21 protein-coding genes and 1 riboswitch are annotated in these 23,567 nt (G+C 67.2%); of the genes, 16 read left to right on the forward strand and 5 right to left on the reverse strand.

Features of this window, described 5'->3' with window-relative positions; genetic code table 11:
* Positions 1-355 precede the first annotated feature (355 nt).
* From QRN63_RS14550 to arfA, 4 genes are all read left to right on the forward strand, one after another.
* Entirely contained in the window at positions 356-1,810 is a 1,455-nt protein-coding gene (locus tag QRN63_RS14550) for an MFS transporter (RefSeq protein ID WP_285031450.1), read from the forward strand.
* Complete coding sequence (locus tag QRN63_RS14555) at positions 1,782-2,219, forward strand: MarR family winged helix-turn-helix transcriptional regulator (protein WP_502888134.1); 438 nt, start codon at positions 1,782-1,784, stop codon at positions 2,217-2,219. Before QRN63_RS14550 ends, QRN63_RS14555 begins: the two co-directional genes overlap by 29 nt.
* Positions 2,220-2,269: 50 nt before the next feature.
* Positions 2,270-2,635 carry an FKBP-type peptidyl-prolyl cis-trans isomerase gene (locus tag QRN63_RS14560; protein WP_061005607.1) on the forward strand — a complete coding sequence of 122 codons (366 nt, stop codon included), beginning with the start codon at positions 2,270-2,272 and terminating at the stop codon, positions 2,633-2,635.
* Positions 2,636-2,753: 118 nt separating this feature from the next.
* Positions 2,754-3,755 (forward strand): channel-forming protein ArfA/OmpATb, encoded by a 1,002-nt coding sequence (gene arfA / locus QRN63_RS14565; RefSeq protein WP_285031452.1) that lies wholly within the window; start codon positions 2,754-2,756, stop codon positions 3,753-3,755.
* A gap of 11 nt (positions 3,756-3,766) precedes the next feature.
* Here the strand turns inward: arfA and QRN63_RS14570 are convergent, their stop codons facing one another.
* Together QRN63_RS14570 and QRN63_RS14575 are read right to left on the reverse strand one after the other, a co-directional pair.
* Positions 3,767-5,206, reverse strand: coding sequence for a carotenoid oxygenase family protein (locus QRN63_RS14570; protein WP_285031453.1), 1,440 nt, complete (start codon positions 5,204-5,206; stop codon positions 3,767-3,769).
* A 57-nt stretch (positions 5,207-5,263) separates the two neighbouring features.
* Positions 5,264-6,157: an oxygenase MpaB family protein gene (locus tag QRN63_RS14575; RefSeq protein ID WP_285031454.1), complete on the reverse strand. Its 894-nt coding sequence runs from the start codon at positions 6,155-6,157 to the stop codon at positions 5,264-5,266.
* Between the two features lie 278 nt (positions 6,158-6,435).
* Between QRN63_RS14575 and QRN63_RS14580 the strand changes: the two genes are divergently transcribed.
* Positions 6,436-7,059: a TetR/AcrR family transcriptional regulator gene (locus QRN63_RS14580; protein ID WP_285031455.1), complete on the forward strand. Its 624-nt coding sequence runs from the start codon at positions 6,436-6,438 to the stop codon at positions 7,057-7,059.
* Positions 7,060-7,072: 13 nt separating this feature from the next.
* Here QRN63_RS14580 and QRN63_RS14585 read toward each other — a convergent pair whose 3' ends face one another.
* The gene (locus QRN63_RS14585) at positions 7,073-8,422 is read right to left on the reverse strand and encodes a sensor histidine kinase (RefSeq protein WP_285031456.1); all 1,350 of its coding nucleotides are present in this window, start codon (positions 8,420-8,422) and stop codon (positions 7,073-7,075) included.
* Positions 8,423-8,432: 10 nt separating this feature from the next.
* A complete protein-coding gene (locus QRN63_RS14590; RefSeq protein WP_020098913.1) occupies positions 8,433-9,134 on the reverse strand; it encodes a response regulator transcription factor in 702 nt (233 codons plus the stop codon).
* 82 nt (positions 9,135-9,216) lie between these two features.
* Between QRN63_RS14590 and QRN63_RS14595 the strand changes: the two genes are divergently transcribed.
* The 5 genes from QRN63_RS14595 (at position 9,217) to QRN63_RS14615 (ending at position 15,131) form a co-directional block, all read left to right on the forward strand.
* On the forward strand, positions 9,217-10,206 hold the full coding sequence (locus QRN63_RS14595) for a phospholipase D-like domain-containing protein (protein ID WP_267315753.1): 990 nt from the start codon (positions 9,217-9,219) through the stop codon (positions 10,204-10,206).
* The gene (locus tag QRN63_RS14600; RefSeq protein ID WP_267315752.1) at positions 10,199-10,786 is read left to right on the forward strand and encodes a chromate transporter; all 588 of its coding nucleotides are present in this window, start codon (positions 10,199-10,201) and stop codon (positions 10,784-10,786) included. The genes QRN63_RS14595 and QRN63_RS14600 overlap by 8 nt, the downstream gene beginning before the upstream one ends.
* Positions 10,783-11,343 carry a chromate transporter gene (locus QRN63_RS14605; RefSeq protein ID WP_267315751.1) on the forward strand — a complete coding sequence of 187 codons (561 nt, stop codon included), beginning with the start codon at positions 10,783-10,785 and terminating at the stop codon, positions 11,341-11,343. Before QRN63_RS14600 ends, QRN63_RS14605 begins: the two co-directional genes overlap by 4 nt.
* A gap of 75 nt (positions 11,344-11,418) precedes the next feature.
* The gene (locus QRN63_RS14610; RefSeq protein ID WP_267316630.1) at positions 11,419-13,317 is read left to right on the forward strand and encodes an ABC transporter ATP-binding protein; all 1,899 of its coding nucleotides are present in this window, start codon (positions 11,419-11,421) and stop codon (positions 13,315-13,317) included.
* On the forward strand, positions 13,314-15,131 hold the full coding sequence (locus QRN63_RS14615; RefSeq protein WP_285031457.1) for an ABC transporter ATP-binding protein: 1,818 nt from the start codon (positions 13,314-13,316) through the stop codon (positions 15,129-15,131). The genes QRN63_RS14610 and QRN63_RS14615 overlap by 4 nt, the downstream gene beginning before the upstream one ends.
* 4 nt (positions 15,132-15,135) lie before the next feature.
* On the opposite strand, the gene QRN63_RS14620 is transcribed toward QRN63_RS14615, so the two are convergent.
* On the reverse strand, positions 15,136-15,987 hold the full coding sequence (locus QRN63_RS14620) for a LuxR C-terminal-related transcriptional regulator (protein WP_502888135.1): 852 nt from the start codon (positions 15,985-15,987) through the stop codon (positions 15,136-15,138).
* Positions 15,988-16,054: 67 nt separating this feature from the next.
* On the opposite strand from QRN63_RS14620, the gene QRN63_RS14625 reads away from it, so the two are divergent.
* The 6 genes from QRN63_RS14625 (at position 16,055) to QRN63_RS14650 (ending at position 23,562) form a co-directional block, all read left to right on the forward strand.
* Positions 16,055-17,755, forward strand: a complete 1,701-nt coding sequence (locus QRN63_RS14625) for an AMP-binding protein (protein WP_285031483.1) — start codon at positions 16,055-16,057, stop codon at positions 17,753-17,755.
* Positions 17,755-19,377, forward strand: coding sequence for an AMP-binding protein (locus tag QRN63_RS14630; RefSeq protein ID WP_285031459.1), 1,623 nt, complete (start codon positions 17,755-17,757; stop codon positions 19,375-19,377). Before QRN63_RS14625 ends, QRN63_RS14630 begins: the two co-directional genes overlap by 1 nt.
* 253 nt (positions 19,378-19,630) lie before the next feature.
* Positions 19,631-19,783, forward strand: a complete 153-nt coding sequence (locus QRN63_RS14635) for a hypothetical protein (protein WP_285031460.1) — start codon at positions 19,631-19,633, stop codon at positions 19,781-19,783.
* Between the two features lie 76 nt (positions 19,784-19,859).
* Positions 19,860-20,030: riboswitch (M-box (ykoK) riboswitch) on the forward strand.
* Between the two features lie 290 nt (positions 20,031-20,320).
* The gene (locus tag QRN63_RS14640; protein ID WP_267315746.1) at positions 20,321-20,473 is read left to right on the forward strand and encodes a hypothetical protein; all 153 of its coding nucleotides are present in this window, start codon (positions 20,321-20,323) and stop codon (positions 20,471-20,473) included.
* A gap of 82 nt (positions 20,474-20,555) precedes the next feature.
* A complete protein-coding gene (locus QRN63_RS14645) occupies positions 20,556-22,316 on the forward strand; it encodes an NRAMP family divalent metal transporter (RefSeq protein WP_285031461.1) in 1,761 nt (586 codons plus the stop codon).
* Between the two features lie 499 nt (positions 22,317-22,815).
* Positions 22,816-23,562 (forward strand): SDR family oxidoreductase, encoded by a 747-nt coding sequence (locus tag QRN63_RS14650; protein ID WP_285031462.1) that lies wholly within the window; start codon positions 22,816-22,818, stop codon positions 23,560-23,562.
* Positions 23,563-23,567 lie beyond the last annotated feature (5 nt).

A 23,567-nucleotide genomic window follows, 5' to 3' on the forward strand; every position in this document is an offset into this window, starting at 1 on the left:
CAAGATCGGCCGGCCGCGCCAGATCTACACCGGCTACACCGAGCGGGACTACCCCGCTCACTAGAGCTTGTTCGAACAGGGCCCCTCGCGCACGTCGCGCAGGGGCCTTGTTTGTTTTTCCCTGAGCCGAGACACGCTGGTCGCCACTCCCCGCGAGCCACGCTGGATGCCACTTCCCGCGAGCCAGGCTGGTTGCCACTTCCCGCGAGCGGCCGTGTCTGTACCGCGACACGCCGCCTTTTGCGTGCACTTCGGGGCCGTTCGCCGGCGGTGACCGGCCGGTTCCTGTACATGTCGCGAATGTCACCCCGACCCGACGTTGCCACGACAACGTTTGTAGTTTCACAATGGTTGTGTGAATACAACCATCGGCGCGCTCGACTCGCGGCGCAAGACGATCATCCTGATCTCCTGCTGCCTGAGTCTGCTGATCGTGTCGATGGACTCCACCATCGTGAATGTCGCCATCCCGTCGATCCGCCGCGACCTCGGCGCGAGCGCCGCCCAGATGCAGTGGGTCGTCGACGTCTACACGCTGGTGCTGGCCTCGCTGCTGATGCTCTCGGGCGCCGCCGGGGACCGGTTCGGCCGTCGGCGGGTGTTCCAGATCGGCCTGACGATCTTCGCGTGCGGGTCCCTGCTGTGCAGCCTCGCGCCGACAGCGGAAGCGCTGATCGCTGCCCGCCTGGTCCAGGGGATCGGCGGCTCGATGCTGAATCCTGTTGCGCTGTCGATTATTTCGCAGGTCTTCACCGACCGCGTCGAGCGGGCGCGGGCGCTCGGCTTCTGGGGTGCGGTCGTCGGCATCTCGATGGCGCTGGGCCCGACCGTCGGTGGCCTGCTGATCCACGCCGTCGGGTGGCGGTCGGTGTTCTGGATCAACCTGCCGATCTGTCTGGCCGCCATCGTGCTGACGGCGATCTTCGTGCCCGAGAGCAAGTCGGGCACCATGCGCGACGTCGACCCGGTCGGCCAGGGGCTCGCGGTGCTGTTTCTCTTCAGCCTGGTCTTCACCCTCATCGAGGGGCCGGGCATGGGCTGGACCAGCCCCCGCACGGTGACCATCGCAGTACTGGCCGCCATCGCTCTCGTGGCCTTCCTGCGCTATGAGCGCCGGCGCCACGACCCGTTCATCGATCTGCGCTTCTTCCGCAGCATCCCGTTCGCAGGCGCCACCGTCACGGCCGTGATGGCGCTGACCGCCTGGGGCGCGTTCCTGTTCATGATGTCGTTCTACCTGCAGAACGAGCGGCACTACTCGGCGATGCACACCGGCATCATCTATCTGCCCATTGCCATTGGCGCCCTGGTCTTTTCACCGTTGTCCGGACGAATCGTCGGGCGCTACGGCGCCCGGCCGTCACTGATGGCCGCCGGCGTCCTGATGGCCTCGGCTGCGCTGATGCTGACGACGTTGACCGCGACGACGCCCATGTGGCGAGTGGTCATCATTTTCGCGGTGTACGGCATAGGGTTCGCGATGATGAACGCGCCAGTGACCAACGCCGCCGTGAGCGGCATGCCGGTGGACCGTGCCGGTGCCGCGGCAGCTGTGACGTCCACCAGCCGGCAGGTGGGGGTGAGTATCGGTGTGGCACTGTGTGGTTCGATCGCCGGCTCGGCCCTGGCCGGTGGCGGCGTCGACTTCGCCACGCAGGCCCGGCCGCTGTGGTGGATGTGTGTCGGGGTGGGCGTGGCGGTCGCCGTGCTCGGATTCGTCTCGACCTCGCCGCGGGCGCTGCGCTCTGCGCAGCGGCTGGCCCCGCTGATCCAGGGATCGCATGAGCCGGAGCCGGCCGGTGTCCGCTGATTCGTTGGCCGACGAGGTCTGGCAGACCATGGCCGCCGTCGTGGTCGAGAACCGTGACAGCTGGAAACGCGCGGTGGTCGAGCAGACGGGACTGCCCTTCAGCCGTGCCCGGATTCTGCGCAGGCTCGACGCCAAGGCTATGACGGCCAAAGAGATCGCTGCCGCCACCGGCATGGACGCGCCGGCCACCACCGTCGCGATCAACGATCTGGAAGAGCGTGGATTGGTTGTGCGTCAACCGGATCCGGAGAATCGGCGCTGCAAACTGGTGTCCCTGACGGATGCCGGTGGCGCAGTGCTGCGCGGCATCGACCAGCTCGACGACCCGGCCCCGCCGGTCTTTGCCACGTTGGACGCCGACGAGCTCGCCACGCTCCGTGACCTGCTGGGCCGCCTGCGCCGCCACTAGGGGTGCGGTTCCTGTCCACCCGCGTCGGGTGCCCGACTACGGTGGTCCCCGTGGCTAACACCAAACCTGAGATCGAATTCCCGGACGGCCCGGCGCCTGACTCGCTGGTGATCGAGGACGTCATCGTCGGCGACGGTGCCGAGGCGGTACCCGGCGGCAACGTCACGGTCCACTACGTCGGCGTCGAGTACGACACCGGTGAGGAGTTCGACTCCTCCTGGAACCGCGGCGAAACCATCGAATTCCCCCTGCGCGGCCTGATCCAGGGCTGGCAGGACGGCATCCCCGGGATGCGCGTGGGCGGCCGGCGCAAGCTGACCATCCCGCCCGCACAGGCCTACGGCCCCGCCGGTGGCGGGCACCGCCTGTCCGGCAAGACGCTGATCTTCGTCATCGACCTCGTCGGCGTCCGCTGACCTGATCGACTTTCTGTCGGGCTTAGAGCCCGGCGGTTGTGGCGTGTCACGGCGGCAACCTGCCGTCTCCACAGCTGCCGGGCTCTAGGCTCGTACGTGTTTCAGGGAGGGTTTTGCAATGCCGGACACAGCTGACGACATCGAGCCGTCCGGCAGCCGTCGTCGACTCGGCACCCGCGGCAGGGTAGCGGTGGTGGCCGTCGTGGCAGCCGTCGTCGCCGCCGTCGGCTGGGTGGTGTTCGGCACCTCGGACGAACACCAGGCACCGAGTTCGATCGCGGCCTCGGCGGTACCGACACAGGCACAGCCCGAGCTGACCTCCGCGCCGTTCTCCCTGACCCGCGACGGCAACACCGTCACGCTGACGGGCAGCCTCGCCAACACCCGGTCGAAGTCCGAACTCGCCGCCGCGGTGAAGGCGCAGTGGCAGAACGCCACCCTCACCGACAAGACGACCGTCGTCGATGGTGCCGGCACCCCGGACATGGCGGCCATCGGCAACGTCTTCTCCGCGGCCGACACGATCCCGGATTTCGGGCTGTCCATCGACGGCGCCACCATCACGCTGATGGGGACGGCACCCAACCTCGACGTGGCCGGCGAGGTGCAGAGCGCTGCGGCTCTGTCGTTCCCCGGGGCGAAGCTGGCCAACAACATTCAGATTCCGGCGCCGGGTGGTCCGGTGGCACCGCCCGTGCAGGAGCCCTCGTCGGCTCCCGCACCCGTACCCGCGCCGGCTCCCTCGCCTGCCGGTGGACCTTGCGCCAAGGTGCAGGCCGACGTCACCGAGCTGCTGCGGACCCCGATCAGTTTCGTCACCGGCGGCTCGCAGATGACGGGGGAATCCCGCCGGCTGCTGGGGCAGATCGCGGACAAGATCAAGGGCTGCCCGAACGGTGCGGTCACCGTGATCGGCTACACCGACAACCAGGGCAGCGACGCCGTCAACCTCAAACTGAGCGACACCCGGGCGAAAGCCGTTGCCGCCGCCCTGGTTTCGAACGGCGTGCTGGCGGCGAAGATGACGGCCCGCGGCGCCGGCGCCGCCAACCCCATCGCCGACAACAGCACCGAGGAAGGCCGCGCGAAGAACCGGCGGGTCGAGATCACCGTCGGCTGAGCGGTTCGCGCCTATGGCGCGGTGATGCGCTCGGTGAAGCTGCCGTGAAAGCCCGGGAAATGATGACTCGGTAGGACGGCTATTGCGAGGGGCGGGTTTTCGATGTCGGCGGCGTCGAGGATGTGCAACTCGGTGCGATGCTCGCCGGCGTTGTAGGTGACGACCAGGAGCCAGCCCTCATCCTCCCCGGAGTGGTGCGCTTTGGGGACGAAGATCGGCTCGCCCGGGGCCATCGCCTGCGAGAAGTGGTGCAGGCGTTGGGTGTTGGTCTGCCGGTCCAGTTTGACGATGGCCGCAGCGTCCTCTTCGGCTGAGGCCAGGTAGGTGTACCGGTGCTCGCGACCGGTGCGACGTTCATCGTGGGAGGGGAATTCGGTTGCGGGACTGGGGTAGTCGGTAAGGTCCACTGATCCGCCGGCTGAGACGCGAAGCCGTGCGGGCCAACCGGCCACCGCAAGAGGTTCCGTGCGGAACTGCTTGGCCGCCTGGCTGAGAAAGGCGAAGGACTCGTGGCGCACCAGATCGAGGACGACGTCGCCGCGGTCCTCGTAGGCGTTGTCGACGTGGATGTACACGAACGGATCGCACTCGATGATGCGGGGTTTGCCGCCGCCCGCGCGCGGAACCAGGATGATCTTCATGCCCTGCTGCGGGCGGTAGTCCGCGCTGTCGCCGAGGGCGCCCTTGCCCAGGGCGGCCAGCGCCGCGGTCACCGGGTCGACGGTGATCGGCGCCAGCGCGAACACCAGAAACTGTGGGGTGATGGCGAAGTCGTGCTGGATGTAGATGTGCTCGAGCGGGATCGCGGCGAGCTGGCTGAGTCGGCCCGCCGGGTCAACCCGGAAGCATCGAAGGCATGCCACGGTGCGGCCCTCCAGCGATGGGCCGACGTCGAGCCCGAAGTTGAACAGTTCTCCGGTGACCGGGTCGATGCGTGGATGCGGTGAAAAGCGGGAAAGCGAGGGGAGTTGGCCGTTGAATGTGCATGGACCGAGGGTCGACAAGTCGTCGAGGTCCAGCTGCCAGGGCCGGCCGGCGTCACTGAGTGCGAGAAGCCGGTCGGCGTGGACAACAGCGTGAGTGTTGGCGGCATCAGCCGGCCCGCGGCCGATGTTGTCGCGCAATCGCCGAGCCTGCGTGTACACACCGCGAATGCGGTCGCCGGCGCCGCGCAGTTCTTTGCGGCGCTTGGGCGTGTCCACGTACCGCGACCGGAACTTCACCGTCCCGCCGGTGATGGTGAACTTGACCACCAGGCCGTCGCCGTCAAACGGGTGTACTCCGTTGAACCCGCCCGATTCCCAGTCGGCCGGGCCATTGCGATAGAGGGTGCCCCTCAATTCCTGTGGTACCGAGCCGATGATCGGCAGCACTACCTCATCGGGGTGTTCCGGGGCCGCGCGGTACATGCCGAGCAAGCTGGTGGCCTCGTCGTTACTGGTGATGGTCATCGTCAACTTCCGAATGATGTCTGCGTGTGCTTCTGGCCGGATGATGGGACGGCTTACCTAGAACGGGCACCGTGCGGCGGGCTGCTGCTTGTCGTGTGCGGTGAAGTCGGTGAGTTCGCGCTTGCGCATGGCGTTGACGATGCGCTGGTGTTTGCGCGCGTGATAGGCCAGCGGTGCGTAGGTGATTCGTTCGGGCAGCGCCTTCACCGCCCCGCGGTAGACCCGGAAGGCGGCCTGGAGTTCAGCTTCCTCGGCCCGGCTCCACGACACATCGAGCTTTTCCCGGACGTTCGCCGGGAGGCACCCGATGAGCGTCAGGCGCAACAATTCCGCCGGGATGCCGACCGCTGACTTCGTCACCATCTTGATGGCGGGCCGGAGCCGCTTGGGCACCTGACGGGGGATGGTCAGCGGTGGGTTCTTGCTGAGGTTGTGGACGATGTTGTTGGCGACGTAGGTGTTCTCGAGCACTTCGTCGACCATCTTGTCGAAGTAGGGCCAGAACTCCGTCCGGCTCTGCGGGAGTTGGTTTTTCGGCACCTGCGTGATCCGCGCGACCCGGAGCATGTCGCGGTAGAGGGCGTCCTCCTCGGCGTCGGTGTATCTGCGTCCGAGGATCAGCGGCGCACTCCACACGGTCGATGGGAATGAGGTGGCGATGACCCAGGCATAGGCCTGTGGATGCAGCGCACTGATGTGCTGGCCGTCGGGGCCGGTCATCTGCAAGGGCTGATGCATCGTCCGGAGCCAGTAGCCGTGTTCGATGGCGGCCTTGCCGCCGAAGATCCATTGCTGCACCGCATCGAATGACCGGATGGCGCGCCCCATCGGGTCGGTGTCGTACACCGAGTACCTGTCCACAACCGAACCGATCACGGGATGCATTGCCTGCAGCAGAAATGCCGCGCCGTTGACCGGCAACCCCGCCCATTGGCCGAAAAGGGTGCCCATCGGCCCCAGTGGGTCGACCAAGTCTGGGACTGGCTGCACCCACGGCTCAACGGAGTCTGCGCGCGCATCAGAGTCAGCTAACAAATGTGCGGATTCGAGCGGTCGTCTGACATCCGCAGATTCCATTGCAGTCATTGGTTACAACTCCTCTGTCCGCAAGCGCACCGGTGCGCTCGTCGCTACCTCTCGCAATTTCTGATGCATACCGGCACCAGAAATGGGCTTGCGCGTAGTGTGCACCTTGTCATCGTCCGAGTCAACAGACAGCACACCGAACCTTGCCGCCATCGCCACAGGCCCGCCCGTATCGCGGGGTCGCCGCATCCCAGCGCCGTGCGCAGCGGCGCGCGGCTTTCATGGAGGCGGCGTACGAGCTGCTGGTGGATTCGGGTCCGGGTGCGGTCTCAAAGCGTGCGGTATGTGCGCGCGCTCAACTGAACGATCGCTACTTCTACGAGAGTTTCGCCAACAGCGACGCTCTGTTGCTCGAGCTCGTCCGAGACCGCACCGAGCGCGGCATCAGCCTGGTCACCGCCGCCATGGGCGCCGCCGGGCCGGACGTCTCCGCGCAACTGCACGCCGCGGCGCAGGCCGCGGTCGACTTCGCGGTGACCGACCGTCTCAACGGCCCGCTGCTGCTGGCCTCGTATTCACACGAAGTCCTCCAGCGGGCCCGTCAATCAACCATTCAGCGGCTGGCCGTCGTGACGACCAGGATGACGGAAATCGCCAAGGGGCAGCCGGCCGCCGATACCCCTTACCCCGATCCTGCCCTATACGTGTTCGCCAGCGGTTCACTCGAACTCGTCGCCGCCTGGCTGCGTGGCGAGTTCCCGGTGTCCAAAGAAGAACTCGGCCGGTATGTCGAGTCCGCTCTCGCTGCCGCAACGCACTTGCGCTGAGAGCGGCGCCGGGCTAGCGATGCCCGGGCAGGCGCAGTAACAGCCGCGTCCCGCCGAGGGGACTGGTCTCCAATGTCGCGGTCCCGCCGTGCAATTCGGCTTGCTGGGCCACCAGCGCCAGGCCCAGGCCGGAGCCTGAGTGCGACGCCGTGGAACCCCGGTTGAACCGGCCGAAAACCTTCAGCCGTTCCTCTTCGGGGACGCCGCAGCCGTCGTCGTCGACGGCGATCTCGACCCCGGCGCGCGAACTGACCGCCGACAGCTGAACTTTCGAGGCTCCGCCGTGCTTGACGGCGTTGGCGATGGCGTTGTCGACCGAAAGCCGCAGTCCGGCAGGCAGTCCCACGATGATGATGGTCGGCGCCGGTACCAGCGACACCTCCAGGTCCGGGTACACGCGCATGGCGTCGTGTGCGGCACGGTCCAGGAGCTCGGTGATGTCCACGGGCACATGGTCATCGACGGTGGACAGCTCGCCCTGTGCCAGCCGCTCCAGCGCCCACAGCGTGGTCTCGATGCGCGACTGGGTACGCACCACGTCGCTCAGCACTTCCTTGCGCTGCTCATCGGGGAGATCGAGCGTGCTCAGGATTTCGACGTTGGTGCGCATCGCGGTGAGCGGGGTGCGCAGCTCGTGTGCCGACACCGCCGCGAAGTCGCGGGCCGAGGCCAGCGCGGCCTTCGTCCGGCCCTTCTCTTCCCACACGCGGTCCACCAGACCTTTCACCGCGTCGGCGATGTCGACGGCCTCGGTGGCGCCGCGGACGTCGATATGTGGGGCCTGCCCGTCCTGGCCCTCCGGATCGATATCGCGCGTCTGCTGCGCCAGTCGTTTGAGCGGGCGCACCGCCAACGCGGCCAGCGCCCAGCCCGCGACGGCAGCCGCACCAATGGCGAACGCGCACAACGCGATCACCCGGCGATGCAGGTTGTTGGTGTCGATGATCGTCGCGTCGTACGTGGCGCCGACCGCCACCAGCATCGGGTCCGGCATGTGGATCTGCACCGTGCGCACCCGATAGCGGACGCCGTTGACGTCGGTGTCGGCGTAGCCGACCGGCAGCTCGGGCAGCACGACATTCGAGTTCGAGCTGACCTGGCCGCTCCGCCGTGCCGTGATGACGACGTTCTCGTCGTGCGGTGGCCGCGGAATCTCGTCCAGTCCGCGCGGCAGGAACGGGATCGCGAAGCCGGCGGCCTCGTCGAGGCGGCGGTCCAGGCGCTCCTTGCGGTCGTTGGTGATGCCGATCCACACGATGGTGCCGACGATCCCGACCACGATGGCCGCGGCGATACCGGTGGCGAACGCGACGCGCGACTGCAGCGACGGGGTGCGACGGAAGACCCGCGCCAGCACGTTCACCGTCTGCTGCCTACTGCTGCCTGAGTACGAACCCCACACCGCGGACCGTGTGCAACAGTCGCGGCGCACCGTTGGCCTCCAGCTTGCGGCGCAGGTAGCCGATGAACACGTCGACGACGTTGGTGTCGGCGGCGAAGTCATAGCCCCACACCAGCTCGAGCAGCTGGGCGCGGGACAGCACGGCGGTCTTGTGCTCGGCCAGCACGGCCAGCAGGTCGAACTCGCGCTTGGTGAGGTCGACGTCGGCGCCGTTGACGCGCGCCCGCCGGCCCGGGATGTCGACTTCGAGCGGCCCGACCGAGATGGTCTCCGACGAGAACGTCGCCGTCGCGCCGCGGCGGCGCAGCAGCGCCTTGACGCGCGCCACCAGCTCGGCCAGCACGAACGGCTTGACCAGGTAGTCGTCGGCGCCGGCTTCCAAGCCCGCCACCCGGTCGTCGACCGAGCTGCGGGCCGAGAGCACACAGACCGGCACGTCGTTGTCCATGGCGCGCAACGCGGTGACGACGCTGACGCCGTCGAGCACCGGCATGTTGATGTCCAGAATGATGGCGTCCGGCCGGAATTCGGTGGCGCTGCGCAGGGCTTCGGCGCCGTCGACCGCGGTCGAGACCTCGAATCCGGACAGCCGCAGGCCACGCTCCAGTGAGGCCAGCACGTCCGGGTCGTCGTCGACTACGAGCAGGCGGGGGGAGGCGCTTCCGCTATCCATGTGCCTCATCTTGCCCGATGGCTCACTGTTATTGACGGAGGCACGTCTGGCAGCACCTATTCGGTGCTAGCATCCGGCGCTTATGGGGCCTGTGTCGCCGCGAGTCATCGTCCAGCCCGATGATGGCGTACAGCCGGTGCGGGATTTCATCGCGTCGGCGCAGAAGTCGTTGCTGATCAAACAATTCACGTTCACCGAGCCGTCTCTCGTGGCGGCGGTGATCGACCGGCACCGGGCGGGCGTCGCGGTGCGGGTGATGCTGAACCCGGCCCGTTCGGGCGGGGACCGCGCCAATGACGAGACGTTCGAACAGTTCTCGGATGCCGGCGTGAACGTCCAGTGGTCCAATCCGTCGTTCTATGTGACGCACGAGAAGTCGATCGTGGTCGACGAGACGGCGGCGCTGGTGGCCACGTTCAACTTGTGCGAGAAGTACTTCACACTCACCCGCGACTACGGCTTCATCACCACCGTCCCGGAGCACGTCGCGCAGATCGTCGAGGTGTTCGACGCCGACTGGTCGCACACCGATTGGGAGCCGTCGCAGTATCACGGCCTGTTGTGGAGCAACTCGAATTCGCGTTACCACATGGCGAAATTCATCGACACCGCCGAACACCACCTGCGCATCCAGCACCCCAAGTACGTCGACGCCGTCATCCTCGATCACATCGCGGCGGCGGTGGGCCGTGGCGTGAATGTCCATGTGCTGTGCGGCGGAAAGCACGGCATCAGCGACTGGGACATCCTCGACACCTTCGCCTCGCTGCGGACCCTGCGCCGGTTCGGGGCGAAGGTGCGCAAGCAGAAGAACCTGCGGGTGCACGCCAAGCTGGTCATCGTCGACGACCGCGAGGCTCTGGTCGGTTCGATGAACATCGACCGCAGCGCCTTCGACCTGCGCCGCGAACTGGGTGTCATGGTCCACGATCCGGACGCGGTCACGCAGCTGACCCAGGTGTTCGACGCCGACTGGGAGACCTCGCACCACTACGAGCCGCCGGATCCGCTCGACGCATCGCAGCACCACGAAGACGACTTCCCGCACGACCCTGAGCTGGTCCATGAGTGAGCAGGTCGACTCGACGGCCCAACGGGTTTCGTTGTTCGAGTTGGTCCTGACGTTCAACCACATCGCGCTGGCGTCGTTCGGCGGTGGGCTGTCGGCCTGGTCGCGCGAGGTGCTGGTGGTGGAGAAGGGCTGGCTCGGCGACGCCGAGTTCCTCTCGGCCACCACGATGTGCCGCATCCTGCCCGGTGCCAACCAGGTCAACATGGCGGTGTTCGCCGGCACCAAGATGCGCGGCTTCCCCGGTGCCGCCGCCGCGGTGTTCGGCTTGTGCGCCATGCCCTTGGTCATCGTGCTGGCGCTGTCGTTCGCCTACTTCCGTTTCAAGGAGGTGCCCGCCGTCAAGGGCGTGCTGCACGGTGCGTCGGCGGCCGCGGTGGCCCTGACGCTGACGATGGTGCTCAAGACGGGCCAGAAGTGCCTGACGGGCGCCGTGCCGGTCCTGCTGTTCGCCGGCGCCTTCGTGCTCAACGGCGTGCTGCGCTTCCCGCTGCTGGGGACGCTCGCGATCCTGGCGCCGTTGAGCCTGATCTGGGCGTGGCCGCGCGACCGCGCCGCGGCAAGTGACACCGCGACGGCATGAGCACCACTGCGTTCTCGACTTACCTCCAGCTCATCGGGCTGTTCGGGATGCTGTCGCTGCTGTCGATCGGCGGCGGCAACGTGGTGTTGCCGGAAATGCACATCAACGCCGTCAACGGCAGGCACTGGCTGACGAACAACCAGTTCGCCGACCTGTTCTCCATCTCGCAGACCGCACCGGGCCCGAGCATCCTCATCGTGTCGATGGTCGGCTACGGCGCCGGTCTGAAAGAGGCCGGCATTCCCGGCGCGATCATCGGTGGCGTCGTCTCGATGGTGGCGATGGTGGTGCCGGCCGCGGGTTTCGTCTACGTCATCACGCTGATCTGGCAGAAGGCCGAACGCTCCAAACTCCGCCGCGCCGTCGAGAAGGGTTTCGCCCCGCTGACCGTGGGCCTGATCCTGGCGGCCTCGCTCGTCATGAGCCGCGCTGCCGACCACGACTGGCGGGCCTACACCGTCACGGCCGTATGCACCGTGATCTTCATGCGCACCAAGCTCAACCCGCTGATCGTGGTCGCCGCGGCCGGCGTGGTCGGGTACCTCGGTTTCATCTGACCACCCGAGCGGGTCAACCCGCCCGCACGGGTTTTGTCAGTGGTACATGCGAGCATTGAAGTTGTTGTGTCAGATATAGCCCAGCCCCTGCAACCGGCTCCGGCAATCGCCCCGGTGCCGCGGCGCCGGCGTGCGTCGACGGATCTCGTGCGCCTGCTGCCGTACCTGGGCCCTTATCGCGGGCGCTGGGGCGCCATGCTGTTCACCGCATTCGCCGGTCTGGGCGTGACGGTCGCGATTCCGCTGATGACGAAGGCCGTGATCGACGGTCCGGTGCGGCACCAGGATCAGCACGGCCTGTGGGTGCTGGGTTCGGCTGCACTCGCGTTGGGCCTCCTGGAGGCGGTGCTGTGGTTCATCCGGCGCTGGCTCGGGGCGCGGGCGACCATGGGCGTCGAGGCCGACATCCGCAAGGAGCTCTACGCCCGGCTGCAGATTCTGCCCATGTCGTTCCACCGTCAGTGGCAGTCCGGTCAGTTGCTGTCGCGCGTGATGAACGACCTTGGCACCATTCGCCAATTCCTCGGGTTCGGCCTGCTGTTCCTGGTGCTCAACTCCATTCAGATCGTCGTGGTGACCGCCATCCTGCTGGCCATGTACTGGCCACTGGGCGTCGTGGTCCTGGTGTCGGTGCTGCCGGTGACGGTGACGATCTTCCGGTTCGAGCGGCAGTTCAGCCGGCTGTCCCGGCTGGCGCAGGACCAATCCGGCCATGTCGCAACACATGTCGAGGAGTCGGCTCTGGGCCTGCGCGTGATCAAGTCGTTCGGCCGGGAGGACTATGTCTATCAGCGGTTCGACGAGCGCGCCACGGCCCTGTACGACGCCGAGGTCGGCAAGGTGGCGGTATCGGCGCGCTTCTGGACGCTGCTGGAAGTCATTCCGAATCTGACGCTGATCCTGGTGCTCGGGTTCGGTGCGTATGCCGCCGGCCACGGACTGGTCACCATGGGCACGCTCGTCGCGTTCATCACCATGATGCTGTCGCTGGTGTGGCCCATCGCGTCGCTGGGCTTCCTGCTGTCGATGATGCAGGAGTCCATGACCGCTGCCGATCGCGTCGCCGAGATCTTCGATGCGCCAGTGGATATCACCGACGGCCCGGTCACCGCCGCGCCTCGCGGTGGTCACCTCGAATTGCGCGACGTCGGCTTCCGGTTCCCCGACGCCGCACCCGACGACTGGGCGCTACGCCACGTGTCGGTGACGGTCGAACCGGGGCAGACGCTGGCGCTGGTCGGCGCCACCGGCTCCGGGAAATCGGTTCTGGCCGCCTTGTTCTCGCGGTTGTACGACGTCACCGAGGGCGCGATCCTGCTCGACGGACGTGACATCCGCGAGCTGTCGCTGCCCGCCTTGCGGACCGCCGTGGCCACCGCGTTCGAAGACCCGACGCTGTTCTCGATGTCCGTCGCCGAGAACCTCGCCCTCGGTCGTGGCGCCGACAATCCCGCCACCGACGACGAGATTCGCGCGGCCATCGACATCGCCGCCGCCCAGTTCGTCTACGACCTGCCGTTCGGGCTGGACACCCGCATCGGCGAGCAGGGCATGAGCCTGTCCGGTGGTCAGCGGCAACGCCTTTCGCTGGCCCGCGCGATCCTCGCCGCGCCGTCGCTGCTGGTGCTCGATGACACCCTGTCCGCCCTGGACATGCACACCGAAGCGGAGGTCACCGTCGCACTCCGGCGGGTGCTGACGTCGGTGACGGGCATCGTGGTGGCGCACCGGGCGTCGACGGTCCTGCTGGCGGATCGGGTGGCGCTGCTGCAGGACGGCACCATCACCCGGATCGGCACCCACGCCGAGTTGCTGGCGGAGGCACCCGAGTACCGCTATCTGCTGTCCGCGGACGACGAGCTCGACGACGGTTGCGAACGCGCCTGCGATTGGGAGCAGGACGCCGAGCGCGAGCGGCTCGAACAGCTGTATCTCGAGCAGAGCGACGAAGCCGAAGAGGTGCGTAGGCGATGAGCACCGAGAGCTGGCGCGGCCAGACGGTCGAGTCGGCCGCGGACCTGCCCATCGACGAGAGCGTGTCGCGGCGGCGCGAGGCCCGCGCCTTGTTGGGCTCGCTGCTCAAGCCGTACCGCGTCGCGGTCCTGCTGCTGGGCCTGGTCGTCGTGGTGGAAAACGGTGCGCGCCTGTCTGTTCCGCTGCTCGTGCAGCGCGGCATCGACCACGGCATCCCGCCGATCCTGCAGGGCGGGCCGGCCCGTGAACTGTTGCAGATCGTCGCAGCCCTGTCCGGTGTCGTGGTGCTGCAGGCCACCTTCCGGTTGTTCTTCCTGAACCGGTCGGGCCGGATCGGGCAGAAGGTGCTGCTCGAACTGCGCCGCCGGGTGTACCGGCAGTTCCAGCGTCTCGACGTCGCCTTCCACGACCGCTACACCTCGGGCCGCGTGGTGAGCCGGTCCACCAACGACATCGAGGCGATCCAGACCATGCTGTCGACGGGTTTCGACAGCCTCATCACCGCGATCCTCACGCTTGGCGGCACCGCCGTCCTGCTTGTCACGCTCGACGTGCGGCTCGGGCTGATGTGTCTGGGCGCCTTCCCGCTCCTGGTGTTGCTGGTCGCCTGGTTCCGGCGCGAGTCGTCCAGGACATACCGCACTGTCCGGGAACGCGCGGCGCTGGTGATCGTGCAGTTCGTCGAAACCATGACCGGCATCAAGGCTGTGCAGGCCTACCGGCGCGAGCCCCGCAACCAGGAGATCTTCGACGACGTCGTCGACGACTACCGCGTCATCAACGAACGCACCATGACGCTGCTCGCGGTGTTCATGCCCGGGGTCAAACTCGTCGGCAACGTCACCACCGCCCTGGTGCTGCTGTACGGCGGAAACCTGGTGCTGCACGGGCATATGACGATCGGAACGCTGACCGCGTTCCTGTTGTACCTGCGCATGTTCTTCGAGCCGATGCAGGAGATATCGCAGTTCTTCAACAGCTTCCAGTCGGCGGCGTCGGCGCTGGAGAAGCTGGCCGGGGTGCTCGGTCAGCGGCCGGCCATCATGGACCCCACCGACCCCGTCGAGCTGACGACCGTCAAGGGGGACATCGCTTTTCGGGGCGTCAGCTTCGGCTATACCCCGGATCGGCCGGTGCTGCCCGAACTCAACCTGACGGTGCCCGCGGGGCAGACCGTCGCCCTCGTCGGTGCCACCGGCGCGGGCAAGACGACCATCACGAAGCTCATCGCGCGCTTCTACGATCCGGTGACCGGCACCGTCACCCTCGACGGCACCGACCTGCGGTCCATCGCCCAAACCGAGTTGCGCCAGCACGTCGTGATGGTGACGCAGGAGAACTTCATGTTCGCCGGCAGCGTCGCGGACAACATCCGGTTCGGGCGGCCCGACGCCACCGACGCCGAAATCCGCGCGGCCGCGGAAGCCGTTGGCGCGGAGCGGTTCATCGACAACCTGCCGGACGGCTACGACACCGACGTCGCCAACCGGGGCGGACGCTTGTCCGCGGGGCAGCGCCAGTTGGTCGCGTTCGCCCGCGCGTTCCTGGCCGACCCCAAGGTGCTGATCCTCGACGAGGCGACGTCGTCGCTGGACATCCCGACCGAGCGGCTGGTGCAGCGTGCGCTGGCGACCGTGCTGGCCGGGCGGACCGCTTTGGTTATCGCGCACCGACTTTCGACTGTGCAGTCCGCGGACCGGGTCCTGGTGCTCGATGGCGGACGCATCGTGGAAGACGGTGCCCCCGACGATCTCGTTGCCCAGAACGGGCGGTACGCGGCGCTGCACCGCGCCTGGGTTGACTCGCTGGCCTGACCGGTCAGGGGATCAGCCGCAGCTGCCGCGCCTTCGACACGGCCTCGTGCCGGCTGTGGGTGCCGAGTTTCGTTGCGGCGCTGCGCAGATAGCTCTTGACGGTCTCGGGTTTCAACGAAAGCCGTTGGGCAGCTTCGGTATTGGTGCAGCCCAGCGCGATCTGCGTGAGTACGTCGAGTTCGCGCGGGCTCAGCGGACCGGCCGCCGGTGCGGGTCCGCCGGCCAGAGCCTCGGCCAGCCGGTCGGCGAGGGCGGCAAGTTCACCGGGCGCGACAGCCTGGCCGCCGGCCGCCCGCCGGCGCAGTTCGGCGTGCACCTGCCTGATGTGTTCGGAGTTCACCGGAGTGTCGGTGGCCTGGGCCTGTTGCAGCCGCAGCCGCCGGTCCACCTCGTCGCGGATCGTCAGCTCGTCCGACAGACGTTGCGCCGATGCCAGCATCAGGTCCACGGTCCGCCCGCCGAACGGTGCGCTGGACCGGTAGGCACCGTAGAGCACGGCTCGAGCCCGGCCGTCGACCACGACGGGCACCGCCAGTACCGATCGGATGCCCTCGGAGAGCACGGGCATGTCGTAGTCGTGCGTGATGGACGGCGCGTGCCGGTAGTCGGCCACCGCGAGCGGCTGACCCGAGGCCATGCTGGCCCCGCCGAGGCCGAACCTCGAGCGCACTGTCAGCCCCCGGAGGCCGCCGCCGCGGGTGCCGTAGAACTCGGTGATCAGCAGTGCGTCGTCATGCACCTCGCCGCCGAACATCACCGGCACCGCACCTTCGGAGCCCAGACGCCGCAGCTCAGCGCGCACCGCATCGGTGTCGCGCGGGCGCAGCAGGGATGGGCCGGTGGTCACGGTCAGCACCCTCTTTCGGGGGTAGCGGGCGGATGGGTGTGACGTAGATCCTACGTTCATGGCGACAGACGCTGGGATCACGACCAACACTGAGCAGTACCGAGCGGCGCGGGACCGGCTCGTGGTATCGATCGGTGACTACGCGCAGGCCGTCGATTCGTTCAGTTGGCCGCGGCTGACCGGCACGTTCAACTGGGCCACCGACTGGTTCGACGCCGTCGCTCGCAGCCCCGAACGGGCCGGGCAGGCGGCGCTGTGGATCACCGAAGAAGGCGGGGGCGAGCAGCGGTACACCTTCGCGGAGATGGCCGACCGGTCCGACCAGGTGGCGACGTGGCTGCAGGCGCTGGGCGTGGGCAAGGGCGACCGCGTCATCGTGATGCTGGGCAACCAGGTTGAACTCTGGGAGTCGATGCTGGCGGTCGCCAAGCTGGGCGCGGTGGTGATGCCGACCACCGGGGCGCTGGGCCCCGATGACCTGGCCGACCGGATCACGCGCGGCGGGGCAGGCTTCGTGGTGACCAACGTGGCCGACACCGATAAGTTCGCGTCCGTCGTTGGCCAGTACACCGGGATCGTCGTGGGGGATTCGGTACCGGGCTGGCACCGCTACGCCGATGCCTATCAAGCGGTTTCGGCGGGTCCGTTCACCGCCGTGACCGACGTCGACGATCCGCTGCTGGTCTACTTCACCTCGGGCACCACCAGCAAGCCCAAACTCGTTGAGCACTCGCAGGTTTCGTACCCCGTCGGGCACCTGTCGACGATGGCCTGGATCGGCGTGAAGCCGGGCGACGTCCACCTGGCGATCAGCTCGCCGGGCTGGGCCAAGCACGCCTGGAGTTGTGTGTTCGCGCCGTGGATCGCCGAGGCGACCATCTTCGTCTACAACTACAGCCGCTTCGACGCCGCCACGCTGATGGGGCAATTGCGTCGCGCCGGCGTCAACACGTTCTGCGCGCCGCCCACCGTGTGGCGGATGCTGATCCAGGCCGACCTCGGCGCCAAACCCGAAGGGCTGCGCGAGATTGTGGGTGCCGGCGAACCACTGAACCCCGATGTCATCGCCAAGGTGCAGGACGCCTGGGGTCTGACGATCCGGGACGGTTTCGGCCAGACCGAGACCACCCTGCTGATCGGCAACACCCCCGGCCAGCCGGTGAAGGCCGGGTCGATGGGGCGGCCGATGCCGGGTGTGCCGGTGGTGCTGGTCGATCCGGTGACCGGTGCGCTCACCGACGAGGGCGAGATCTGCCTGGACCTGAACGCCGAGCCGCTGAACCTGATGACCGGTTATCTCGTTGACCCCCAACGTAATGCGGCCGTCATGGCAGGCGGTTACTACCACACCGGTGACGTGGCATCCCGCGACAGCGACGGCTACATCACGTACATCGGCCGCACCGATGACGTGTTCAAGTCATCGGACTACAAGGTGTCGCCGTTCGAGCTGGAAAGCGTGCTCATCGAGCATCCCGCGGTGGTGGAGGCCGCGGTGGTACCGCAGCCCGATGACACCCGGCTCGCTGTGCCGAAGGCGTACGTCTGCCTGGCTGCCGGCTGGAGTGCGGACAAAGACACCGCACGGTCGATCATGGAATTCGCCCGCGACCACCTGGCGCCCTACCTCAAGGTCCGCCGGGTGGAGTTCGGCGATCTCCCCAAGACGATTTCCGGCAAGATCCGGCGCGTTGACCTGCGCAAGCGCGAAGATCAGGCGCATGCGGCCGGCACCCCGATCGCATCGGAATACCGTTACGAGGATCTGGTGAACTGATGCTGAGCTACGACGCTGGGCCCACCGACACCCCCATCCTGGAAGAGACCATCGGCGCCAACTTCGAGCGCACCGTCGCGACCTATCCCGACACGCTTGCGCTGGTCGACCGTGGGCAGGGACTGCGATACACGTACGCCGAATTGAACGCCGAGGTCGACCTGATCGCGCGCGGCTTGATGGCCCGCGGCATCGAGAAGGGTGACCGGGTCGGCATCTGGTCACCGAACTGTGCGCAGTGGATCGTCACGCAGCTCGCGACGGCGAAGATCGGCGCCATCCTGGTCAACGTGAATCCGGCCTACCGGGTGCACGAACTTGCCTACGCGCTGGGCCAATCCGGGATGCGCATGCTGATCTCGGCGACGTCGTTCAAGACGTCCGACTATGCGGCGATGATCGACGAGGTGCGGCCGCGGGTTCCGGGCCTGACCGACGTCGTCTTCCTCGACGGCGCGGACTGGGACCGGTTGCGTGCCGACAGCGCGGCCGTCGGTGCCGATGCCCTGGCGGCCCGGCTTGCCACGCTGGCCAACACCGACCCGATCAACGTCCAATACACCTCGGGCACAACCGGATTCCCGAAAGGTGCGACGCTGTCGCACCGCAACATCCTGAACAACGGCTACTTCACCACGGAGGGCATCAACCTGCGAGCGGGGGAGCGGTTGTGTATTCCGGTGCCGTTCTATCACTGCTTCGGCATGGTGATGGGTGTGCTCGGCTGCACGACACATGGTGCGGGCGTGGTGATTCCGGCACCCGGCTTCGACCCGGCTGCCACCCTCGATGCCATCGAAGCCGAGCAGTGCGCCGGCGTCTACGGCGTGCCGACGATGTTCATCGCGATGCAGCACCACCCGTCGTTCGCCGGACGGGACCTGTCGAGCCTGCGCACCGGCATCATGGCGGGCTCGGTGTGCCCTGTCGAGGTGATGAAGCACTGCGTCTCCGACATGCACATGGCCGAGGTCGCCATCGCGTACGGCATGACGGAGACCTCGCCGGTGTCCTGCCAGACGCTGATCGATGACGATCTGGACCGCCGCACCGCGACCATCGGCCGCGCGCATCCGCACCTGGAGGTCAAGGTCGTCAACCCGGAAACCGGCGAGACGGTGGAGCGCGGCGAACCGGGGGAGTTCTGTACCCGGGGCTATTCGGTGATGCTCGGGTACTGGGACAACGACGAAAAGACCAGAGAGGCCATCGATTCCGACGGCTGGATGCACACCGGCGATCTCGCGGTGATGCGGTCAGACGGCTACTGCGCCATCGTCGGCCGCATCAAGGACATGGTGATCCGCGGCGGCGAGAACGTGTATCCCCGTGAGATCGAGGAGTTCCTGTACACGCACCCGGACATCGAGGACGCCCAGGTGATCGGCGTGCCGGACGCCCGGTACGGCGAGGAGATCTGCGCGTGGCTGCGGATGCGGCCGGGGGCGGCGCCGCTGGACGCCGCCGCCATCCGGGAATTCACCGCGGATCGGCTGGCGCACTTCAAGATCCCGCGGTACGTGCACATCGTCGACGAGTTTCCGATGACCATCACCGGCAAGGTCCGCAAGGTCGACATGCGTGCCGAGAGCATCCGCATCTTCGGGCTCGAGCAGCCGTAGCGCCATTCCTGGGCGGCGGGGCCCGCGGGGCGGGCACACGCGATCTCCGCGCGCCCCCACAATCGAGGCGGCTCGCGTGCCTTTCGTCTCCGCGACAATGCCCAGGTGAAGTGGCGTCTACCGACCGGAATTCTTAACACGGTGTTGACGGCCTGATCAGGTGCTCTGACCACGTTTGCGTGCTGTCATGGGTGGGTAAGGGTCTGACCATCGGCCGCACACCCCGGCCGGCGGGAGCTGACAGGAGCGCACCATGACCGTTTTTCGTACCGGCGCCGTCCGCCGGGTAGCCAAGTTCGTCCGCCGTCGTGCCCACCTGACCCCGCAGGAACGACACAATCTCGAGCTTTCGCAAACTCCCCTTGCGGTGATCTCGGCATCGCTCGGCGCGCACATCGGTCACTGATCCGGAGCGTTCCCCCGGCCACCAGGGCCATCAATCGACTTGACGAGTCCCGATGGCCGGGTCTATCTTCCAAAAGTCAGCACCTCGCTAGGCGAGGCTCCTGAACGAACAGAAGCCACTGATCCGACGACGTCGAGAGACGCCCAGGGTCAGGACAGGTCTCCCCGGATTAAGGGGTTACCCAAAGTGGCTATCCGCCCGCGGATTACGTCGTTCAGTGCCGAAGCTCTGACGAGAGGGGTGTGAGCGGTGCCGAATCGTGACGGATCCTTGACGGTCTGGACGGCGGTCGCCTTCGCCCTGTTGTGTTGTCATTGACAAGTTTGCCTCTGCGGAGGCCCGGCGGCGAGGAGGTGAGGGACCACATGAGACCCGGCGATAGTCCGAGTTCCAGCCCGGAACGAGAACGTCTTCATTTCAAGCACATTCAGCATTCTGTGAAATCCCTGCTGCCCTGCCGACCTGTTGGCGGTTTGGCCGTCTGACCGACGCTGCCCAAGGCAGGCCCGCGGGACCGAACCCGACAGGAGCTCTGTCATGACCGTATTTCGCGCTATTCCAGTACGCCGCCTGGCCCGGCTGGTGCACACCCGCACGCACCTGACGCCGCAGGAACGCTACAACCTGCAGTTGTCGCACACACCGCTCGCGGTGATCTCGGCGTCCCTCGGGGCGCACCCCAACTTCTGATCCGTTCGGCCGCACGGTCCGCCCGCCGATTCCGGTGGGCGGACCCCCGCTGTGCTGCCATTTTCCCGGGAGGAATCTCGACATGGCCCTCTTCGCTCGTACCCCGCGCCCCGCCGGCGAAACATCTGCAAACCAACGTGATTCACCGAGCACCGCGGTGCTCGACACCGCGCACGTCGGCGACATAGTCGGCGCGCTCGGCACCATTCGCACCGACGAGACCACCACGGGACGCAGCCGGTGGCAGCGCCTGAAGATGCTGCTCGTGGTGATGGGGCCGGGCCTCATCGTCATGGTCGGGGACAACGACGCCGGCGGCGTCGCGACCTACGCACAGGCCGGCCAGAACTACGGCATGGCGCTCATGTGGACACTGGCACTGCTGATTCCGGTGCTGTACGTCAACCAGGAGATGGTGGTCCGGCTCGGTGCCGTCGCCGGAGTGGGGCACGCCCGGCTGATCTTTGCGCGGTTCGGCAAGTTCTGGGGCGCCTTCAGTGTCGGCGACCTGTTCATCGTCAACGCGTTGACCATCGTCACCGAATTCGTCGGGGTGGCCATGGCGTTGAGCTACTTCGGGCTGCCGAAGCCGATCTCGGTGCCGCTCGCGGCGGTGCTGCTGTTCGCCGTGGTGGCCGGCGGTTCGTTCCGTCGTTGGGAGCGTTTCATTTTCGCGCTGATCGCGGTCAACATCGTGATCTTTCCACTGGCGTTCATCGTGCACCCGTCGGCGACCGAGACGGCCAAGGGGCTGATTCCGTCATTCCCGGGTGGCCTGAACTCGACGCTCCTGCTGCTGATCGTGGCCATCGTCGGCACCACGGTCGCGCCCTGGCAGTTGTTCTTCCAGCAGTCCAACATCGTCGACAAGCGGTTGACCCCCAAGTGGATTCGCTACGAGCGGATCGATCTGTGGATCGGCATCGTCGTGGTGATGGTGGGTGCCGTCGCGATCATGGCTGCCGCCGCCTTCGGGCTCGGCGGCAGCGCCGCGGCCGGCAACTTCACCGATGCCGGTGACGTGGCGAACCAGCTGGGCCGGCACGTGTCGCCCACCGCGGGCGCACTGTTCGCGATCCTGCTGCTGGACGCGTCGCTCATCGGGGCCAACGCCGTCGGCCTGGCCACCACCTACGCGCTGGGCGACACCTTGGGTAAGCGGCACTCGCTGCACTGGAAGATCAGCGAGGCGCCCGCGTTCTATCTCGGCTACGCGGCGTTGCTCGCGATGGCGGCCGCGGTGTCGTTCAGCCCGGACCACGTGCTGGGGCTGCTCACCCAGGGCGTGCAGGCGCTGGCCGGGGTACTGCTGCCGTCGGCGACGGTGTTCCTGGTCCTGCTGTGCAACGACAAGGCGGTGCTGGGTCCGTGGGTCAACACCATGCGGCAGAACATCATGGCCGGCGTGATCGTGTGGGCCCTGGTGCTACTGTCCCTCGCGCTGACGGCCGCGACGTTCTTCCCGAATCTGACTGCCGCACAACTCGAGTGGGGCTTCGGGATCGGAGTGGGCATCGGCGCGCTCGGTGGTGGCGCCATCGCGGGGGCGACGCTGCGGTCGCGGCGCAGGCGACGGAGGCAGGCCGCCGAAGAGGTCGCTGCGGAGCTGGGCGGCTTGGACCCCGAGCAGGTGGAGGATCTGGACGAGCAGCCCGACGACCGTGCCGTCCGGAAGGCACTGCGGAGTCAGGAGCGGGACAGTTTCCGCACGCCCGCGCTGGACACCCTGGAACGGCCGGCCTGGTCGCCGCTGCGCGTGGCCGGCATGGTCGCATTGCGCGGTTACCTGCTGGTGGCCGTGGTGCTCGTCGGGGTGAAGGTCGCCGAGGCGATCAGCGGCTGACGGAGGTGGCGCGGTGCCGGTGGTGCCGCGCCCCACCTCGGCACGCCGTCACAGGGAATCGCGCGCGGGACAGTGCGACGTGTCGCCGTCCCGGCAGGTGCACAAGTCTGTGTGTCGGCGCTCCGGACCGAGGCCAGCAACATCAGCTGCGGGGCTTCGTGCGGCTGTGACGATCGACGCCGTCCCGGCTGCCGCAGTGAGCAGCAACTCGACTTGATTTGCCGACTGCAGGAGAACGACCAATTGATGCACTGTAAGCAGTCGATTTAGCACACTGACCGTCCGATGCATTGCATTGCTGTGCGTATCCTGATCCGTCCCCGCCGACTGTCGCACAGTACCGACGCGAGCGTCAATACCGCAAACGGTGTGTCCCGGGTCGAGGTAGCTGGCGACAGCGGATCGCCGGTGTGGATTCGCGCCCCTCGGCATGCTGGGCGACATAGGCTGAGTGTCCGACTCCCGAGTCGGGGTGGCGACGGCGAAAGGTGTTGGCACAGTGAAGGTGACAGTCATGGGGGCCAGTGGCCTCATCGGGCAGCTACTGGTCGACCTCTTGACCCGGGAGGGCGAGGACGTGGTCGCCGCGTCCCGGCGTTCCGGTGCCGACGTGCTCAGTGGCGTGGGCCTCGCCAAAGCCCTGGCGGGCGCAGACGCCCTCGTTGACGTCACCAACTCGCCGTCCTTCGAAGACGACGAGGTGATGGATTTCTTCGTCACAGCGACCACCAATCTGGTGGCCGCGGCACGGGCCGCCGGGGTTGGCCATTACGTCGCGCTGTCGATCGTGGGCGTCGAGGAGCTGCCGGACAGCGGTTACATGCGGGCCAAGGTCGCGCAAGAGCGGATCGTCGCGTCGTCGGGGCTGCCCTACACGATCGTGCGCGCCACGCAGTTCCACGAGTTCGCAAGCGCCATCGTCGATTCGATGGTCGTCGAGGCCGACACCGATGAAGGCGACGAGCACGACGTACGGGTGCCGGATGCGCTGATTCAGCCGATCGCGGCCGACGAGGTGGCGGCGTACCTGGCCGAGGTCGCGATAGAGCCACCGCGCAACCACGTGATCAACATCGGCGGGCCCGAGAAGTTCCCGTTCTCGAGGCTGGCTCGGGAGGTGCTGGCGCTCCATCACGACGATCAGCGGGTGGTGGTGGACCCGCACGCGAAGTACTTCGGCACGACGCTGAAGAAGGAGAGCCTGGTCACCGGGGCCGGGGCGATGATCGCTTCGATTCCCTTCTGAGCGGC

The organism is Mycolicibacterium sp. lyk4-40-TYG-92, assembly GCF_030209435.1.
Classification (GTDB): Bacteria; Actinomycetota; Actinomycetes; order Mycobacteriales; family Mycobacteriaceae; genus Mycobacterium.

Coding starts and splice junctions, on each gene's coding strand:
- QRN63_RS14555 (WP_502888134.1), top strand. CDS start 1,782: ATGAGCCGGAGCCGGCCGGTGTCCGCTGATTCGTTGGCCGACGAGGTC.
- arfA (WP_285031452.1), top strand. CDS start 2,754: ATGCCGGACACAGCTGACGACATCGAGCCGTCCGGCAGCCGTCGTCGA.
- QRN63_RS14635 (WP_285031460.1), top strand. CDS start 19,631: ATGACCGTTTTTCGTACCGGCGCCGTCCGCCGGGTAGCCAAGTTCGTC.
- QRN63_RS14645 (WP_285031461.1), top strand. CDS start 20,556: ATGGCCCTCTTCGCTCGTACCCCGCGCCCCGCCGGCGAAACATCTGCA.
- QRN63_RS14575 (WP_285031454.1), bottom strand. CDS start 6,157: ATGGGCACCCTTTTCGGCCAATGGGCGGGGTTGCCGGTCAACGGCGCG.
- QRN63_RS14600 (WP_267315752.1), top strand. CDS start 10,199: ATGAGTGAGCAGGTCGACTCGACGGCCCAACGGGTTTCGTTGTTCGAG.
- QRN63_RS14640 (WP_267315746.1), top strand. CDS start 20,321: ATGACCGTATTTCGCGCTATTCCAGTACGCCGCCTGGCCCGGCTGGTG.
- QRN63_RS14605 (WP_267315751.1), top strand. CDS start 10,783: ATGAGCACCACTGCGTTCTCGACTTACCTCCAGCTCATCGGGCTGTTC.
- QRN63_RS14615 (WP_285031457.1), top strand. CDS start 13,314: ATGAGCACCGAGAGCTGGCGCGGCCAGACGGTCGAGTCGGCCGCGGAC.
- QRN63_RS14630 (WP_285031459.1), top strand. CDS start 17,755: ATGCTGAGCTACGACGCTGGGCCCACCGACACCCCCATCCTGGAAGAG.
- QRN63_RS14570 (WP_285031453.1), bottom strand. CDS start 5,206: ATGACCATCACCAGTAACGACGAGGCCACCAGCTTGCTCGGCATGTAC.
- QRN63_RS14595 (WP_267315753.1), top strand. CDS start 9,217: ATGGGGCCTGTGTCGCCGCGAGTCATCGTCCAGCCCGATGATGGCGTA.
- QRN63_RS14590 (WP_020098913.1), bottom strand. CDS start 9,134: ATGGATAGCGGAAGCGCCTCCCCCCGCCTGCTCGTAGTCGACGACGAC.